At 56.7% G+C, this 14,804-nt stretch carries 19 protein-coding genes; 11 read left to right on the top strand and 8 right to left on the bottom strand.

The genetic code is table 11. The features are described 5' to 3' along the window. Nucleotides 1–10 precede the first annotated feature (10 nt). Genes B3K78_RS09365 through B3K78_RS09355 form a run of 3 tightly spaced genes read left to right on the top strand, consistent with a single transcriptional unit; the run spans nucleotide 11 to nucleotide 1,561 of the window. Nucleotides 11–505: a disulfide bond formation protein B gene (locus B3K78_RS09365; protein ID WP_286695237.1), complete on the top strand. Its 495-nt coding sequence runs from the start codon at nucleotides 11–13 to the stop codon at nucleotides 503–505. Further along, on the top strand, nucleotides 505–873 hold the full coding sequence (locus B3K78_RS09360) for a CidA/LrgA family protein (RefSeq protein WP_204994831.1): 369 nt from the start codon (nucleotides 505–507) through the stop codon (nucleotides 871–873). Before B3K78_RS09365 ends, B3K78_RS09360 begins: the two co-directional genes overlap by 1 nt. Then, nucleotides 866–1,561 carry an LrgB family protein gene (locus B3K78_RS09355; RefSeq protein WP_286695236.1) on the top strand — a complete coding sequence of 232 codons (696 nt, stop codon included), beginning with the start codon at nucleotides 866–868 and terminating at the stop codon, nucleotides 1,559–1,561. Before B3K78_RS09360 ends, B3K78_RS09355 begins: the two co-directional genes overlap by 8 nt. Nucleotides 1,562–1,580: 19 nt before the next feature. On the opposite strand, the gene B3K78_RS09350 is transcribed toward B3K78_RS09355, so the two are convergent. The 6 genes from B3K78_RS09350 to moaA form a co-directional block, all read right to left on the bottom strand. Then, on the bottom strand, nucleotides 1,581–3,041 hold the full coding sequence (locus B3K78_RS09350; RefSeq protein ID WP_286695235.1) for a TrkH family potassium uptake protein: 1,461 nt from the start codon (nucleotides 3,039–3,041) through the stop codon (nucleotides 1,581–1,583). 8 nt (nucleotides 3,042–3,049) lie between these two features. Next, nucleotides 3,050–3,688: a DUF502 domain-containing protein gene (locus B3K78_RS09345; RefSeq protein ID WP_286695234.1), complete on the bottom strand. Its 639-nt coding sequence runs from the start codon at nucleotides 3,686–3,688 to the stop codon at nucleotides 3,050–3,052. 101 nt (nucleotides 3,689–3,789) lie between these two features. Then, nucleotides 3,790–5,148, bottom strand: coding sequence for a VWA domain-containing protein (locus B3K78_RS09340; RefSeq protein ID WP_286695233.1), 1,359 nt, complete (start codon nucleotides 5,146–5,148; stop codon nucleotides 3,790–3,792). A 6-nt stretch (nucleotides 5,149–5,154) separates the two neighbouring features. After that, the gene (locus B3K78_RS09335) at nucleotides 5,155–6,078 is read right to left on the bottom strand and encodes an AAA family ATPase (RefSeq protein ID WP_204994826.1); all 924 of its coding nucleotides are present in this window, start codon (nucleotides 6,076–6,078) and stop codon (nucleotides 5,155–5,157) included. 21 nt (nucleotides 6,079–6,099) lie between these two features. After that, nucleotides 6,100–6,582: a cupin domain-containing protein gene (locus B3K78_RS09330; protein WP_286695232.1), complete on the bottom strand. Its 483-nt coding sequence runs from the start codon at nucleotides 6,580–6,582 to the stop codon at nucleotides 6,100–6,102. Between the two features lie 5 nt (nucleotides 6,583–6,587). Continuing rightward, complete coding sequence (moaA, locus tag B3K78_RS09325; protein WP_286695231.1) at nucleotides 6,588–7,580, bottom strand: GTP 3',8-cyclase MoaA; 993 nt, start codon at nucleotides 7,578–7,580, stop codon at nucleotides 6,588–6,590. A gap of 65 nt (nucleotides 7,581–7,645) precedes the next feature. Between moaA and B3K78_RS09320 the strand changes: the two genes are divergently transcribed. The 3 genes from B3K78_RS09320 to B3K78_RS09310 all read left to right on the top strand — a co-directional run bounded on the left by B3K78_RS09320 (nucleotide 7,646) and on the right by B3K78_RS09310 (nucleotide 10,000). Further along, the gene (locus tag B3K78_RS09320; protein WP_286695230.1) at nucleotides 7,646–8,353 is read left to right on the top strand and encodes a hypothetical protein; all 708 of its coding nucleotides are present in this window, start codon (nucleotides 7,646–7,648) and stop codon (nucleotides 8,351–8,353) included. Nucleotides 8,354–8,538: 185 nt separating this feature from the next. Beyond that, nucleotides 8,539–9,552: an aromatic ring-hydroxylating oxygenase subunit alpha gene (locus B3K78_RS09315; RefSeq protein ID WP_286695229.1), complete on the top strand. Its 1,014-nt coding sequence runs from the start codon at nucleotides 8,539–8,541 to the stop codon at nucleotides 9,550–9,552. A 109-nt stretch (nucleotides 9,553–9,661) separates the two neighbouring features. Beyond that, nucleotides 9,662–10,000, top strand: a complete 339-nt coding sequence (locus B3K78_RS09310) for a hypothetical protein (RefSeq protein WP_286695228.1) — start codon at nucleotides 9,662–9,664, stop codon at nucleotides 9,998–10,000. Here B3K78_RS09310 and murI read toward each other — a convergent pair. Continuing rightward, entirely contained in the window at nucleotides 9,987–10,790 is an 804-nt protein-coding gene (murI, locus tag B3K78_RS09305; RefSeq protein WP_286695227.1) for a glutamate racemase, read from the bottom strand. The genes B3K78_RS09310 and murI overlap by 14 nt on opposite strands. 7 nt (nucleotides 10,791–10,797) lie before the next feature. After that, the gene (locus tag B3K78_RS09300; RefSeq protein WP_286695226.1) at nucleotides 10,798–11,277 is read right to left on the bottom strand and encodes a peroxiredoxin; all 480 of its coding nucleotides are present in this window, start codon (nucleotides 11,275–11,277) and stop codon (nucleotides 10,798–10,800) included. A 163-nt stretch (nucleotides 11,278–11,440) separates the two neighbouring features. Between B3K78_RS09300 and B3K78_RS09295 the strand changes: the two genes are divergently transcribed. The 5 genes from B3K78_RS09295 to B3K78_RS09275 all read left to right on the top strand — a co-directional run bounded on the left by B3K78_RS09295 (nucleotide 11,441) and on the right by B3K78_RS09275 (nucleotide 14,803). Continuing rightward, nucleotides 11,441–11,845: an Hsp20/alpha crystallin family protein gene (locus tag B3K78_RS09295; protein ID WP_027873303.1), complete on the top strand. Its 405-nt coding sequence runs from the start codon at nucleotides 11,441–11,443 to the stop codon at nucleotides 11,843–11,845. 81 nt (nucleotides 11,846–11,926) lie between these two features. Then, nucleotides 11,927–12,694, top strand: coding sequence for an adenosylcobinamide-GDP ribazoletransferase (locus B3K78_RS09290; protein ID WP_286695225.1), 768 nt, complete (start codon nucleotides 11,927–11,929; stop codon nucleotides 12,692–12,694). 123 nt (nucleotides 12,695–12,817) lie between these two features. After that, complete coding sequence (locus B3K78_RS09285) at nucleotides 12,818–13,357, top strand: glycine zipper 2TM domain-containing protein (protein ID WP_286695224.1); 540 nt, start codon at nucleotides 12,818–12,820, stop codon at nucleotides 13,355–13,357. Between the two features lie 84 nt (nucleotides 13,358–13,441). Further along, nucleotides 13,442–13,840 carry a PA2779 family protein gene (locus B3K78_RS09280; RefSeq protein WP_286695223.1) on the top strand — a complete coding sequence of 133 codons (399 nt, stop codon included), beginning with the start codon at nucleotides 13,442–13,444 and terminating at the stop codon, nucleotides 13,838–13,840. 6 nt (nucleotides 13,841–13,846) lie between these two features. Then, complete coding sequence (locus tag B3K78_RS09275) at nucleotides 13,847–14,803, top strand: PA2778 family cysteine peptidase (protein WP_286695222.1); 957 nt, start codon at nucleotides 13,847–13,849, stop codon at nucleotides 14,801–14,803. Nucleotide 14,804 lies beyond the last annotated feature (1 nt).

Here is a 14,804-nt window from a genome sequence, read left to right as displayed (position 1 = left end):
GGGAATTATCATGGCCATCAGCTCACGCTGGATTTACTTTTTTATCTTTGCTTGTTGCACCGGTTTACTGGCCTACGCGCTGTACACCCAGTACGTTGATGGCTTGCACCCCTGCCCTCTGTGCATTACCCAGCGGGCCTTCTTTGTATTCACCGGCGTTGTTGCGGTGATGGCGCTGATTTTCCACCCACAACAACTGGGTCGTTATATTGCCAGCGGCCTTATGTTTGCCAGCTGTGCCGCGGGCGGCGGTTTTGCCTATCGGCAAATCTGGCTGCAAGGGTTGCCACCGGAACAAGTACCGGCATGTGGTCCGAGTTTGGAATACATGTTTGAGAATCTGCCAATGAGCGAGGCGTTCAGTACACTGCTGATGGGTGATGGCAATTGCGCAGAAGTGGTCTGGACCATGTTCGGCATGAGCATGCCAACCTGGTCGTTGATCGCCTTTGTCGGTTTAGCCTTGGCCGCCGTGGCGAGCGCCCTGCCCTGGGTACGCCGTTAATGCTGGCGGGATTTCTCACCTTATTTGCCTGCCAATTAGCCGGTGAATGGCTGCAGCGGGTATTGGGCTTGCCCTTGCCGGGGCAGGTGCTGGGCATGTTCTTGCTGTTTATCCTGCTGTGTGTGCGCGGTGCGCTGCGCGACGACGCGGTGCCCGAGGGCTTGAGTCAAGGTAGTCAGCGGTTGATTGAGTTGCTGCCGATGCTGTTGATGGCACCGGCGGCCGGCGTGTTCTTCCTTGGCGCTGGCTTTGCGGATCAATGGCCGGGTTTTATTGCCGCGGTAAGTGTTGGCACCGTGCTGACGATGATTGCCTGCGGCCTGTTATTGAAAATGCTAACGCGCGGTCGGAAGCAAGGCCATGACTGAGCTGATGCACACCCCGCTGTTTGGGCTGACATTAACCCTGCTGGCCTATCAATGCGCAATGTGGGCCTACACTCGCAGTGGCAAAATGGCGATGTTGCACCCGACGATTAGTGGGGCCGTGTTGATTGCTGTCGCCTTAAAAGCCCTGCAGCTTGATTACTTTGCCTACTATCAGGATATTAACTGGCTCAACTTTTTGCTGGGGCCGGCCACGGTTGCATTGGCAGTGCCGCTGTATCGGCAATTACCCCTGCTCCGCGAGCTTGCTGGCCCCTTACTGGTCACGCTGTTTTTTGGGGCGACGTTTGCGTGCGCCTCGGCGTTGTTGTTAGCGTGGTGGCTCGGGGCGACACAGGAAACGCTGCTGTCGCTGATGACCAAGTCGATCACCACGCCGATCGCGATTACGGTGACTGAAGAGATTGGCGGTATTACGTCGGTTGCCGTTGGATCAGTGATTCTCACCGGGGTGGCGGGTATCACCACAATCAGCTGGTTGTTTGAGCGGCTAAATATCCGTGATGACCGTTTGTGGGGCTTCTGCCTGGGGTTGGCCGCCCACGCCATTGGTACCTCGCGCGCCTTCGAGCGCAGCCCGGTGGCCGGTGCCTTTGCCAGTTTGGCGCTGTGCCTGACGGGCGCGTTCACAGCCCTGTTTGTGCCATTGGCAGTGAGTTGGTTCGCCTGAGTTTTGGCCGCGGTGAAACTTAGCTGCGCCAGAAGGCGGGGGTGAATAGCACCAACACGGTAATAAATTCCAAGCGTCCGAGTAGCATTCCCACACTTAAAATCCACTTGCTGGAATCACTCAGGCTGGCGAAGTTGCCAGCGGGCCCGATCAACTCCCCCAGCCCCGGGCCGACATTCATCAGTGCGGTGCTGGCGCCCGTGAGCGCAGTATCGAAGTCGACGCCACTGAAGCTGAGCAACAAGGTAATCAGCATCAGGCTGATCAGCATGACAAATAAATAGCCAACGGATGACAGAAGGATAGCGTCGTCTACCTTGTGGCCATTGTAGCGCCTCGGTACGACCGCGCGGGGGTGCAGGGCCCGTGAAAGCGATTCCTTCAGGCTAATGGCGAGCAGCTGGAAGCGAAACATTTTCACCCCGCCGCTGGTCGAGCCTGAGCAGCCACCCATAAACGTCGCGAAGAAAAACAGCGCGGCGGCAAATGGCCCCCAGTGACTGTAGTCACCGCTGGCGAAGCCGGTCGTACTGATTACCGAGATAAGGTTAAAGCTGGACAGTGTGATGGCGCGCAGCGGCGCCTGATGATTAACCAGTATTTGGTAGAGGCTGAGGATTAAACAGGCAGCGATGACGATCAATACGAAGCCGCGCAGCTGCTGATCTTTCCACAATAGCCAGCGCCGTTGTGACAGCGATTGCACATAAAGGGTGAACGGCAGCGCACCGATCATCATAAACACAATCGCCACCCAGTGGCTTCCCAGGTCGTCGAACTGAGCGAAGGAATTGTCCGAGGTGGAAAAGCCGCCCGTCGATAGCGTGGTCATCGCGTGGTTAATGGCGTGGAAGCTGTCCATTCCGGCCAGCATATAAGCGCCAGTACACAGCGCGGTGAGTACCAGGTAAAAATAGATGATCCGGCTGATCATCGTCTTGGCGCGCGGCAGCGCTTTGTCTGACCAGTCGGAGGACTCTGTTTGAAAAAGGCGCATCCCGCCAACGCGTAAGAACGGCAGTATCGCCACGGCCATGGCAATAACGCCGAGGCCGCCTATCCATTGCAACATGGAGCGCCACAGCAGGATGTCGGCGGGCAGATTGCCCAGGCCGGTAAGCACCGTTGAACCGGTTGTCGTCAGCCCTGAAGTCGACTCGAAAACGGCATCGCTAAGGCTGAACACCGTGTCGGTTAATAGCAGCGGCAAGGCACCAAGCAGGGACATCAGCAGCCAGCTCACGCTGGTAATTAAGAACATATGGCGCGGCGTGAGCGCGTGAATCTGGTAATTCCAGGTGGCTATGGCGCCAGCCAGTGCCAGGCTTTCGCAGATGAGCAGTACCAGTGTGTAGGCCGCGGCGTTGTCACTGCTGTAAATCCATGCGGTGGCCAGTGGCAGCATCAGGCTCAGGCCGAAAACGGCGATGGTAAAGCTGCAGACCTTGACGACGGGCATCATCAGGCGCTGAGGGCTCATGCTGGGTCCTACTCTGCGCCCAGTGGTAAGTCGTTATTGCGACACACGCCCAATTCAGCGGAACCGGCGCCACAGGCAATAATGGATTTAAATGCCGCGTCGAGTTTTATATCCGGCCGCAAGGTAACGCAATCACTGGGCAGGTGATATACAAAGCCCGAGGTGGGGTTGGGGCCAGTGGGAACGAATACGCTAAACCAGCCATTGTCGTGGCGACTGGTGACGATGGCGGTGGCTTGGGTGGGAACGTCGCGGCCATAGAGCTGAACGATAGCGACCTCGCCGCGGGTAAAGGGCGAGTTGCTGTCGTTGCCAAACATTTGCTGAAGGATGTCGCGGATCAGCCGGTAGCCGGGGGCGAAACGTGACAGGTGGCGGTCGATAAAGCCCTGAGCGAAGCGACCGGCGCTGGTGGCGACCAAGGTACCCACCACGAAGCAGGCGAATAAAATCAATGCAATAACAACAACATCGATCAAGGCAGGTGGCGCACCGCTAATTTTCACCAGTGGTTCGGTGAGCGGCGCGATCAAACTTTGCACGGCATTTACCGCCCAGCGCAATGCCAGTAACAGGATAACAATCGGGGCGATAACAAGGATGCCGCCAATAAATGACTGGCCGATAAAGTGCTTGAACTTATTCATGATGACTCGCGGATTCCTGCTTGTCGGCGGAGCTAATAGTAAACAGTTTGTTCGCGCTCGGCACGACCGCTTGCGAAACTAATGGCAATATTTGCCGTTTTTTACCGAATCAGTGTCAGCAGCTCGTCCAGCAAGCGCTCGAGCTTGCGCAGTGAACCGCATTCCGCGACGTAGTGACACGCCGTCTGGTAGCGGCGTATTTCCGAGTCACCGGTATTCCAGCGGCCCTGGGATTCTGGATTGAACCACAGCACCAGGCGGGCGCGGTGGTAGAGTTCTCGCAGTGCGGCAATGCCGGTGTCGCCGCCGTTGCCCCGGCCGTCGCCGAGAATAATGATGGTACTGCGACGATTGACGCGCTCTTCAACTAACTGGCGAAAGCTGTTCAGTGCGCGGCCGTAATCGCTGCTGCCCATGCCGTGGCGCTGCTGAATAATCGCGAGGGCCTCGTCGGCATCGTGCTGGCGGAATAGCTCGCTGACTTCAACGCTTTCGCCACAGAAAACAAAGCTGCGTGTGTTGGGGAGTACGTCAGCCAGGGCCTGCATAAACAGCATTAGCACTTGCGACCAACTGCTAACCGAGCCACTGAGGTCGCACAGCACAAAAATTTCGCTTTTTTCGCGGCGGGTGCTTTTCCAGTAGCGGTGGAAGGGAACCCCTCCGAGTGCGATGTTGCGGCGCAAGGTCTTGCCGAGGTCTAGGCGACCGCGTTTGGCGCGCCGATAACGCTGCCGGTGCTTGGCGGCGAGTTTTTTGGCCAGCTTACGTATCAGCGGCGGCAGGCGGTCGCGGTAGTAGGTGTCCAGTGCCGACAGCTGGCTATCGCGCATTAAGGTTTCTTGAAACTCGCGGGTAGCGGCATTGTTGTTGAGCAATAACTGTCGGTCTAGCAGTTCGCTGAGTTGTGCCAGTTGCGTTTCCCGCTCGCGTTCCAGCCACCGTGCCTGTTGTTGCTCTGGTGGGCTGCCACTGGCCAATTGGGCGATACGCTCGCGGCGGCCGCTGTCATTGAGGGCATCGAGGATGCGGCGGCGGTATATGCCGCGCTGGGTGGGGTATTGCATTGCGGCCAGGTCGACGTCGCCTGCGGCGCGCATCAGCTCCGCGCGCAGTGCATCGCTGCCCATGCCGCCACCGCCACCCTGCCCTTGGCCCTCTCCCTCGCCCGCGGTTTCGCCGTCGTCGGCACTGCGGTCTTGTGGGATCTCTGGGTCGACGGTGTGTGTGGTGTCGTTGGGTGTTTCTGCCAGGTCAAAGAATTGGGCGAAGCAGCGGCTGAACAACTGACGTTGTTCCTCTGACTTCGCTAGGCAGCTCGCCAAGCCGTCGTGTAAAAGCTGGCGATCACCATAGCCAAGGCTGACAGCAACTTGCATGGCGTCTAGCGTTTCTGCGGTGGAAATACCGACCCCGGCATGACGCAGGTGGCGAATAAACTGCAGTAAGGTGGCTTCCACGTTGTTTCAGTAACGCTGGCTGAGTAGGCGGGTGATTTCAGGCCGCACGATGTTGATATCTTCCTCGTATTTCAGCAGCACATTCAGGCTGTCATCAACCAGTGCGGCGGACAGGCTGTCGGCATGCAGCAGTAGTAGGCTGCGCGCCCAGTCGATCGTTTCGCTGATGGCCGGTTGTTTTTTCAGGTCGAGCTGACGAACCCCGTGCACAAAAGTGACCAGCTGTTGGCGCAGGCTGTCGGCGACGTCTGGCACCCGGCTTTGCACGATGCGGCTCTCTAGCTCTGCTTCGGGAAAGGGGATGTACAGGTGCAGGCAGCGTCGCTTGAGTGCATCGCTGAGGTCGCGGGTATTGTTACTGGTCAAAAGCACCAGCGGCTTGTGTTTGGCCCGCAGGGTGCCAATTTCCGGCAGGGTGACTGCAAAGTCGGCGAGGATTTCCAGCAACAGCGATTCAAATTCGTAGTCGGCTTTGTCGATTTCATCGATCAACAGTACGGCGCCGTCATCGCTTTGCAGAGCGCTGAGCAGAGGGCGAGGTTCCAGAAACCGCTCTGAGTAGAAAATGTCATCAAAGTTGTGCAGGCGTTCCACGGCTGCGGACAGGTCGTTGGCGCCGCCAAGAATGCCTTGTAGCTGCTCTTTTAGCACTTGCACATAGAGCAGTTGCTTGCTGTATTTCCAGTCGTACAGTGCCTTGCTTTCGTCCAAACCTTCGTAGCACTGCAGTCGAAACAGCGGTAACTTGAGCATCGCCGCGCTGGCGTTGGCGAGCTCGGTCTTGCCAACGCCGGGCGGCCCCTCAATCAAAATAGGGCGCTGGAGCGCGCGGGCAAGGTGCAGGGTGGTAGCGATTTGCTCGCTGGCGATGTAGCCCTGCTCGGCCAGCTGTGAAATCAGTTCATCGATGGCTTGTCTCGCCGTATTCATACAGAGTCCTGTGTTCGCTGCCTAGGGCCGCACTAGTTGCTGCAGAGCTTGCCAGTGCCGTGGGTAGACTGCCTGAATATCGTCGGCGTTGGCAAATTCATGGTCGCGGTAGTCGAAGCCCGGGCTAACCGCTTCGGAGATCAAGCCGTAGTCGCCTTCGTTGAGCTGAGAGGCTTTCCACCATCCGCCGGGCACATAGAGCTGCAGATGCTGCCCCTTTTCGAGGTCTGGCCCCATGACGAGGTGCTCAACATCGCCGTTTTCTTTCAAGAGCGTGTAGTGAAGGGGGGAGCCGCCCTGCCAAAAATGCAGGATGCCGCTGCGATTGCGGTGCAGGTAGCCAGTGGCGCTGTCGGCGGTGAGCAAATAATAGATGCTGCTCATCAGCGGACGCTGCGCACTGCCGTCGCCAGTGGTTTGTGGGTGGGTAAAGCTGCGCCTGAAATAGCCGCCCTCGGGGTGGGCTTCCAGTTTAAGCTGCTCGATAATTTGCTGCGCTTGCATGGCGCTTAGCCGCCAGTGGTATTCATAAAGCGCACGATCTGAGGTTCATCATTCAGGTCGAAGTGGTGGCGCTCAGGTTTGATGTCCATGGCGTCGATAATACGTTGCTGAAGCTGCTCTGGCTGGTTTTCCAGCACGCTTTTGAGGTCGACGGAGTATTCATTGCCCAGGCAAAGCAATAAACGCCCCTCAACGGTCAGCCTCACGCGATTGCAGAGATGGCAGAAGTTGTGGCTGTGGGGCGAGATCAAACCAACCCGACTTGCGCTGTCAGCCATACGGTAATAGCGCGACGGACCGCCGCTGGTTTCCGCGCTGGCGGTAAGTGGGTAGCGCGCGTTTATGCGCCGATGAATTTCGTCGCTGCTACAGAAGCTGAGGGCCCGGTCGTGCTCGCTGATATGGCCGAGGGGCATTTCTTCAATAAAGCTGATATCGACGTGGCGGTCGCGGGCGAAATCCACCAAGTCCAGGATCTCGTCGTCGTTGCGGCCGTTCATAATGACCGCATTCAATTTAATCCGCTCAAAACCGGCGGCTTTGGCGGCGTCGATGCCGGCCAATACCTTGCTCAGTTCGCCAACGCGCGTCAGCTCTTTAAAGCGATCTTCGCGGAGGCTGTCCAGGCTGATATTGATGCCGGTTAAGCCCGCGCGATACAGGGGCTCAGCATAGCGATCCAGCTGGGCGCCATTGCTGGTCATATTTAATTGTTCGAGGCCGTCCAGCGACGCTAAGCGCTCCACCAGAGACAGCACATTGCGGCGCACCAGCGGTTCGCCGCCGGTCAAACGAATTTTTGTGACACCCAATTGCACAAATGCGGCGCCAATGTCGTAGAGTTGTTCCAGACTAAGGATGTCGCGCCGGGGTAGAAAGGTCATGTCCTCGGCCATGCAGTAGACGCAGCGAAAATCGCAGCGGTCGGTAACGGAGAGGCGCAGGTAGTCTACCTGGCGACCAAATCGATCTTGCAGTGGCGGAGTGGCTGTAGTCATCCGTCGATATTATCACAGCCTGCGGGCGGGTAGCCTGTAAGCAATAACATGTTGAGAGAGTGTTTATGAAATACAGCCTGGCGATTGTAATGCTGCTTGCCTGCGCAAGCCTTGTGCAAGCTGAACCCGGAAATGGCAATGCTTACGGCAAGGCCCATGCGCCCGGCCAGAATAAAGCACCGGGAGAGCCCGCACAGGGGCATGCTCACGGTAAACACAAGCAAAAAACTGGCGATACCTACGCCGCCAAGGGTAACGCAGGTGGTGCCCAGGCGCGTGCCGATTGGCGGGTCTACAACCGCTTTGGTCAGGCGATATCGGCCAGCGCATTAGCAGATGCCGTCGCTGTAGAGGCGGCGGTCAAAAAAGCGGGTGTCGACCCCTATTCGCAAGAGGCGGCGATGATTCGCATAAGCATGGGGCAATCGCCAGAAATTGCGGATAAGCCCAACGACGGTGCTTATAATGCGCAGGGTGAAGCGATTTCACACCGCCAGGCCAGTGAGCGTTTTGCTGCCATAGCGGTGATGGAGCGTGCGGGGATAGATCCAGACAGTGAGCAGGCGGCGCAGATCCGTGCGGCGGCCGAGGGGCGTATTGAAACGGCTGATGGCGAAGAGGTGGACCAGCAAACACTGGAAGATGTCGCCAAGGAAATCGCTGTACAAGAAGCCATTATTTACACCGGTGCCAAGCCCGGTTCTGCTGATGAGTCGCTAATTCGCATGGGCGCCGATGTGTTTATGGAGAAGCTTCGCAGCTGGCGCCAGTAGCGAAGAGACCGTTTTTTATTGGCCTTAGAATCCCCCACTGTCGTATTTTGCCAGTGGGATGTCTCATTTTGTCATTGTCTGGCTGCTGGCAACGTTTACTCTGGAAGCCGTGAATAGGCCTTCTTTTTATAGGGTTTTTAGCCGCCTTGCGGCGATCTTAATGCGTTAGAGCTGAGGACAAGCCAATGACTAGCACAACAACTACCGTAAAACGCTACCCAATGCCCATGCCGTATGGTTGGTTTGCGGTTTCTTTTTCTGACGAACTGGCTCCCAGCCAGTCCCGCGCTGTGCATTACTTCGGCCAAGAGTTGGTGCTGTTTCGTACCGAAGCTGGTCGCGCGGTATTGATGGAAGCGTATTGTCCCCACCTCGGTGCTCACCTGGGCCACGGTATTCACGAGCGCTCCGGTACTGGTGGTGGCCGTATTGAAGGCAATAACATTGTCTGCCCTTTCCACTCTTGGAAATTTAGCCCCGAGGGCGAGTGTGTTGAGGTTCCTTACGCGAAGAATATGCCACCTAAGATTGCCGGCCAGAAGTGCCTGAAGTCTTTCCCTGTGCGTGAAGTGAACCAGGTGATCTGGGCGTGGTACCACCCTGAAGGTGAGTCGCCCATGTGGGAAGTGATCGAACACGAGGAAGCGAATTCCGATGATTGGTCGCCGCTGGATCGCTACGAGTGGATTCTGAATACTCACTCTCAGGAAATGGCGGAAAATGCCGCTGACCCTGCTCACTTTAAATACGTTCACGGTACGGCCTCTTTCCCTGAGTGGGAAACAACCTATGACGGCCCAATGGTTCGGGGCCTGCAAAAGGCGAATATGCCCACGCCGCGCGGTGAAGTTCGCGGTGCTATTCACACTGGTAGCGCTGGTCCAGGACAAGGTTTTACTAAGTTTGAAGGCATTGCCGATACGTTCCTGATGGGTCTCACGACGCCGATCGATCAAGAGACGGTACACGTGCGTTTTGCTTTCACCCAGCCCAAGGTTAACGGTGAAGTACAGAAAGGTGGCGTGAACGCGGCGATTATCGCCAATATCGTTGGCCAGCTTGAGGAAGATAAGCCCATCTGGGAAAACAAGATCTATCGCCCACTGCCAATTTTGTGTGACGGCGACGGCCCTATCGCGAAATTTCGCAAATGGTATTCTCAGTTCTATGCCGGTGGCTTCGACCCACGCTCGCTGTAAGGGCAAGTGTGAATCTGGTCAGATAAATGAAAAGGGCGTCCAACTGGGCGCCCTTTTTTGTATGGCTAGCGGCTATACTAGTGCGCAACCTACTCTTTCTGGAGATGCAATGAAGCGCGCAGTCATCCTGCTTTGGATCGTTTGCCTGATGCCCCTATCCAGCTGGGCGGCCTGCAAACTGCCTGCGCCGCCCAAGCAGTTCCCCGATGGCGAGGCGGCAAGCCGCGACGAGATGCAACAGCTGCGCCAGCAACTCGAGCGTTATGTCGACGAGCAAGGCCGTTACCTAAAGTGCCTGGACGCCATGGAAAAAACCGCCAAGGGAACCGGTTATGACACGGCGCAACGCCGGTTAGAGCGCATTGCTCGTTACAATACTGCGATGGCGGAGATGTCGGCGGCGGTGGAGCGTTATAACCGCGAGACTGAGCGCTTTAATCTGCGATGAGTTCAATACCGCGGGTGGCGAGCTTATCGCCCAGAGTCTGGCTGGCCGCTTCTGCCCCGAGAATGCACGCGCGTTGACGCCCCTTGCCTCCGCGAATGTAGCGATTATTTTCAAGCAAATCTTTCACTCGCCGCGCAATGGCTTCACCAGAATCTATCCAATTGATTCCCGGGAGGTGTTTGGCTAGTTGTGGTTTAACCAGCGGGAAGTGGGTGCAGGCCAATACAACTGTGTCCAGCGCTTTTGCGCTGGGGTGCTGGTGAAATGCGGCTGCCACGCTCTGCCAAACGTCAGGGGAATCCTCGTCCTGCCAGAATAACGCTTCCACCGCCGGTGCCAGCGCTTCTGCTCCTACCGATAGCACGGTGCAGTCGCTGGCAAAGGTGTCGATTAGCTCGGCAGTGTAGCGACGTTTTATGGTGCCGGGCGTGGCGAGCAGGCCAATAACACGGCTTTTACTTTGCAGGGCGGCGGGCTTAATAGCGGGCACGACACCCACAACAGGAAGGGAGACTTGCTGTCGTAAACTGGGTAGCACGGCAGTGCTGGCGCTGTTGCATGCGACCACCACGATATCGATGCGATGGCGCTGTAGCAAGGTGTGAATACGCTGGAGAATATGTTCTACCAGTGCATCCTCCTGCCACATGCCGTAGGGGAAGCCGCCGCGATCCATCGCGTAGAGCAGGTCAATATCGGGAAGCAAATGGTGGATTTCGGCGCCGATGCTCAGGCTACCGACACCGCTGTCGAACACCAGCACCTGGGGGCGGTGCTCAACACTATTCATTCCCGGATCACAGCTGTTCAATAATCTTTTCAGCGGCGCTGACATCGACGCCACCGGCTGGCTCAACAGCAATAAAGCTTACGACACCATCTTCTGCAATCAACGCAAAGCGCTGGCTGCGTTTGCCCATGCCGTAGCCACTAGCATCCATTTCCAGGCCCAGTGCGGCGGTGAGTTCTGCGTTGCCGTCGGCGAGCATGAGCAGCTGTTCAGCGTTTTGGCTCTTACCCCAGGCATCCATCACAAAAGCGTCGTTGACCGACATGCACACGATGCTGTCGACACCCTTGGCTTTAATTGTGTCAGCGTGCACGACATAGCCAGGTAGGTGGGTGAGGCTACAGCCGGGGGTGAAGGCACCGGGCACGGCAAACAGCACAACTTTCTTACCGCTAAATATGTCGCCAGTGGTGATGTCCTGGGGGCCCTTTTCGCCCATAATTTTGAGCGTAATGTCGGGGATTTTATCGCCAGCTTGGATGCTCATATCGTTGTCCTTTAACCAGAAAAAAGAGGAATTTGTGCTGCGCGACAAGTGTAGCAGAGCTAATAGCGTGTCGACATGTACTTGAAATATGCGACGCCAATACCCAGATAATGTTCAACAGCGAAAGCTGAAATTGCGTTGAAGTGTTATTGGAGGTGGTTTTATGAATAGCTATCTGCCCTTCACATTATTTGGAGACCTAAGCCGCAATTTTGATAGCCGCGGTGAGCCGGCCGAGAAGGCGCGTCGTGCGTGGGCGCCTGCTGTGGATATCAGTGAAGCGGACGACGCCTACCTGCTAAGTATGGATGTTCCCGGTATCAGCCGAGAGGCGATTGAGGTCAGCGTAGACGGAGGCGTGCTAACGGTTAAGGGCGAGCGCACTATCGACTATGCCGACGCAAAGTTGGCGGTAAACGAGCGCTGGCAAGGAGAATTTGTTCGCCGCTTCTCGCTGCCCGATACCGTGGATCAGGAGAAGATTGCTGCCAAGGTAGAAAACGGCGTCCTGGCGCTACACATACCTAAACTTGCGGCAGCGGAGCCGCGTCGTATCACCGTTCAATAGGCCCCCTGTTAAGCCCTGCCCTTGCAGGGCTTAATTGCCTGTGCTGGAATCGCAGGGTTTTTAATCACTGAGCCCTCTCCTATGCCCCCCTTTGATAAAGCGTCACTGCGTCGCGAGTGGCAAATATTCCTGCTGGCGCTGGGCTTTTTGAGTCGTATTCCTGTTCCCCAAGACCCTGACTTCAGCCCCGAAAAGCTTGATGGTACAGCGCGCTACTTTCCTCTCGTGGGGCTGCTGATTGGTGGCGTAACGGCGATTGCCTTGCTGGTTTTTTTTGCGCTGTTTAATAACCCGCTGTTGGCGGTGCTGTTGAGTATGGCAGTGGGCTTGTTGCTGACAGGCGCCTTTCATGAGGATGGTTTGGCCGACAGCGCCGATGGCTTTGGCGGCGGATGGCGCCGCGATGACGTGCTGCGCATCATGAAAGACTCGCGCATCGGCAGCTATGGCACCGCCGCGTTATTCATGGTGCTAGCCATTAAGGCAGCGAGCTTGGCGGCGATGCCGATCGCCCAAGCGGTTGGCGGAATCCTTATCGCGCAAGTGGTGAGCCGTTGGTTGGCCATCTCCTTTCTGATCGATATGCCCTATGTGAGCGGTGAAGGAAAGTCGAAGCCTCTGGCGACCGCGCTATCACTGCGTGACTGGCTATTGGCAGGGCTGCCTGTTCTGTTGTTATCAGGCTTTGCACAGGCCTCGCAGTGGCTGCTCTTGTTGCTGATTTTGGGGGGCTTTCGGCTGGGTTTTGGGCGGTATTTGTCGCGCCGTATACAAGGGTATACCGGAGATGCACTGGGGGCGGCGCAGCAACTGAGTGAAATACTTATCTACTTAGTGATCTTACTGTAGTTGTCAGCAGGCAAAGATGTCGCTGAACCGCAGCTGAACGGCGACTGTAAATTGTTGTTCCTTTTAGCGGCGCACTTTGTCGGCGCTCGCTGGTCAGAGAAGTATCAGTAAGAGGAGATAACAATGTCTAAGTTTGCAGTTGTTGCCGCTGGTGTTGGTGCGGTTGCGCTGGCCACGGCGGGTGGCTATGGCGGTTACCACTACTTGGAGTCGCAGCCGCGCTATGCGCAGGTATTGTCTGTTGAGCCAATTACCGAAACCTATTTTGTCCCCCGTGAAGAGTGTTACGACGAGGTGGTGCAGGAGCAGGCACCGAGCCGCGACAGCAATCAAATAGCCGGCACGGTAGTCGGCGCTGTACTCGGCGCGGTTATCGGTAAGCAAGTGGGTGGCGGGAACGGTAAAAAGCTCGCGACAGTGGCGGGGGCGGCTGCAGGTGGCTACGCGGGCAAGCGTATTCAGGAAGATATGCAGAGCAAGAATGTGCAAACCCGCACAGAGCGCCGCTGCCAAACCCTGCAAGATCCTAAGCAGCGCGTCACTGGCTATGAAGTCAGCTATAGTCTTGATGGTGAGGCGGGCACAGTTACCTTAGCGCAGCGCCCGGGCGAGCAGATTCCTGTTGTTAATGGCGAGCTGGTGCTGGAAAACCCGGAGGGCTAGCTAGCACGTAACGCTGGACGATATGGCGGAGCGTTTCACGGTCAGCTCTGCAGGTAATCTTTTTCGAAAAAAATGGGAGAGAGTATGAAATTTAATAAATCACGAAAGTTAGCCGCGATCTTTATGAGTGTATTGCTCTCGTGGATGGGCCTGGCCGCGACGACGGCCTCTGCGGCCATGGTCGATACGTCGGTGACGATCAGTGAGTACAGCCTTGCAGAGGACAAGGCGGCGTTGAAGTCGGCGCTCGACCGCGACGATGTTCGCGAGCGCTTGCTTGACCTCGGTATCTCTATCGACGATGTCGATACCCGCATCGATGCGCTGACGGCAGATGAGCTGGCCAGCCTAAAAGCGAACATGGACGATATGCCCGCCGGTGCTGGTGCGGTGGGTTTACTCGCCTTTGTTGTGCTGGTGTTTTTCATTACCGATGTACTCGGGATTACCGACATCTTTCCCTTTGTGAACGCGGCCAACTAAAGACCGTTGCGTTCTTTACTTGTTATATGGGCGCTGCTGCTGGTTGCCTGCAGCAGTGTCCCCGCACTTCCCCCTGCCACCCTGAATGACTTGGCAGATAGTCGTAAGCTCGATGTTCCCTTCGTTGCTCAGCAGGCCTACTACTGCGGTCCCGCGGCGTTAAGCTCTGTGGCGAATTATCGCGATATTCACATTGATCAGCAGTCTGTCGCTGACATGAGTTTTGTGCCCGAGCGCAAGGGTAGTTTAACGGTCGATATGCAAGCCGCGGGAAGACGCATCGGCTTGTTGCCCTATCCTCTCGCACCAAAATTCGAAGACTTATTAAGAGAGCTCAATGCGGGTAACCCGGTTTTGGTGCTACAAAACCTCGGTTTGAGCTGGTGGCCGCAGTGGCATTATGCGCTGGCAGTGGGTTATGACCTCAGGTCCAGTACCCTGCTCCTGCACTCCGGGGAAGAGGCGTACTATCGGCTGGGTTTCGCAACGTTTGCTGCAACATGGGCGCGGGCAAAACACTGGGCGAGAGTGCTGGTTCCGGCATCGGTGATGCCGGTCACGGCAATGCCTGTTTCCTATTTGAAGAGTGCCCACGCCTTTGAGGAAACCGGTGATACTAAGCGTGCGATGGACTTTTATCAGCGCGCGGTAAATGAATGGCCAGGCAGCGTGTTGGCATGGCTGGCCCTGGCCAATGCCGCCTATACTCAGGGTGATTTCGCTGGTGCGATAAATAGCTATGAGCGTGCGCTTACGATTGCGCCAGAACGCGCGTCAGTCTGGAATAACTATGCCTACGCCCTACATGCGCAGGGTTGTTCTCAGCTCGCCCTTGATGCCTTGGAACGTGCATTGGCCTTGGCGCCGCAGGACGAAAATATTGCGGATAGTCGCAATGATTTACTGCAGCGGCCAAGGGGCAGCGCCCTGCGCGGGAGCTGCCCGGAGCGGCTCCCGCAATAGC

It is taken from the genome of Spongiibacter sp. UBA1325 (genome assembly GCF_002306875.1).
Taxonomy (GTDB): domain Bacteria; phylum Pseudomonadota; class Gammaproteobacteria; order Pseudomonadales; family Spongiibacteraceae; genus Spongiibacter; species Spongiibacter marinus.
The sequence above is the reverse complement of the archived record's forward strand: the minus strand, read 5'-3'. Positions and strand labels throughout refer to the sequence as shown.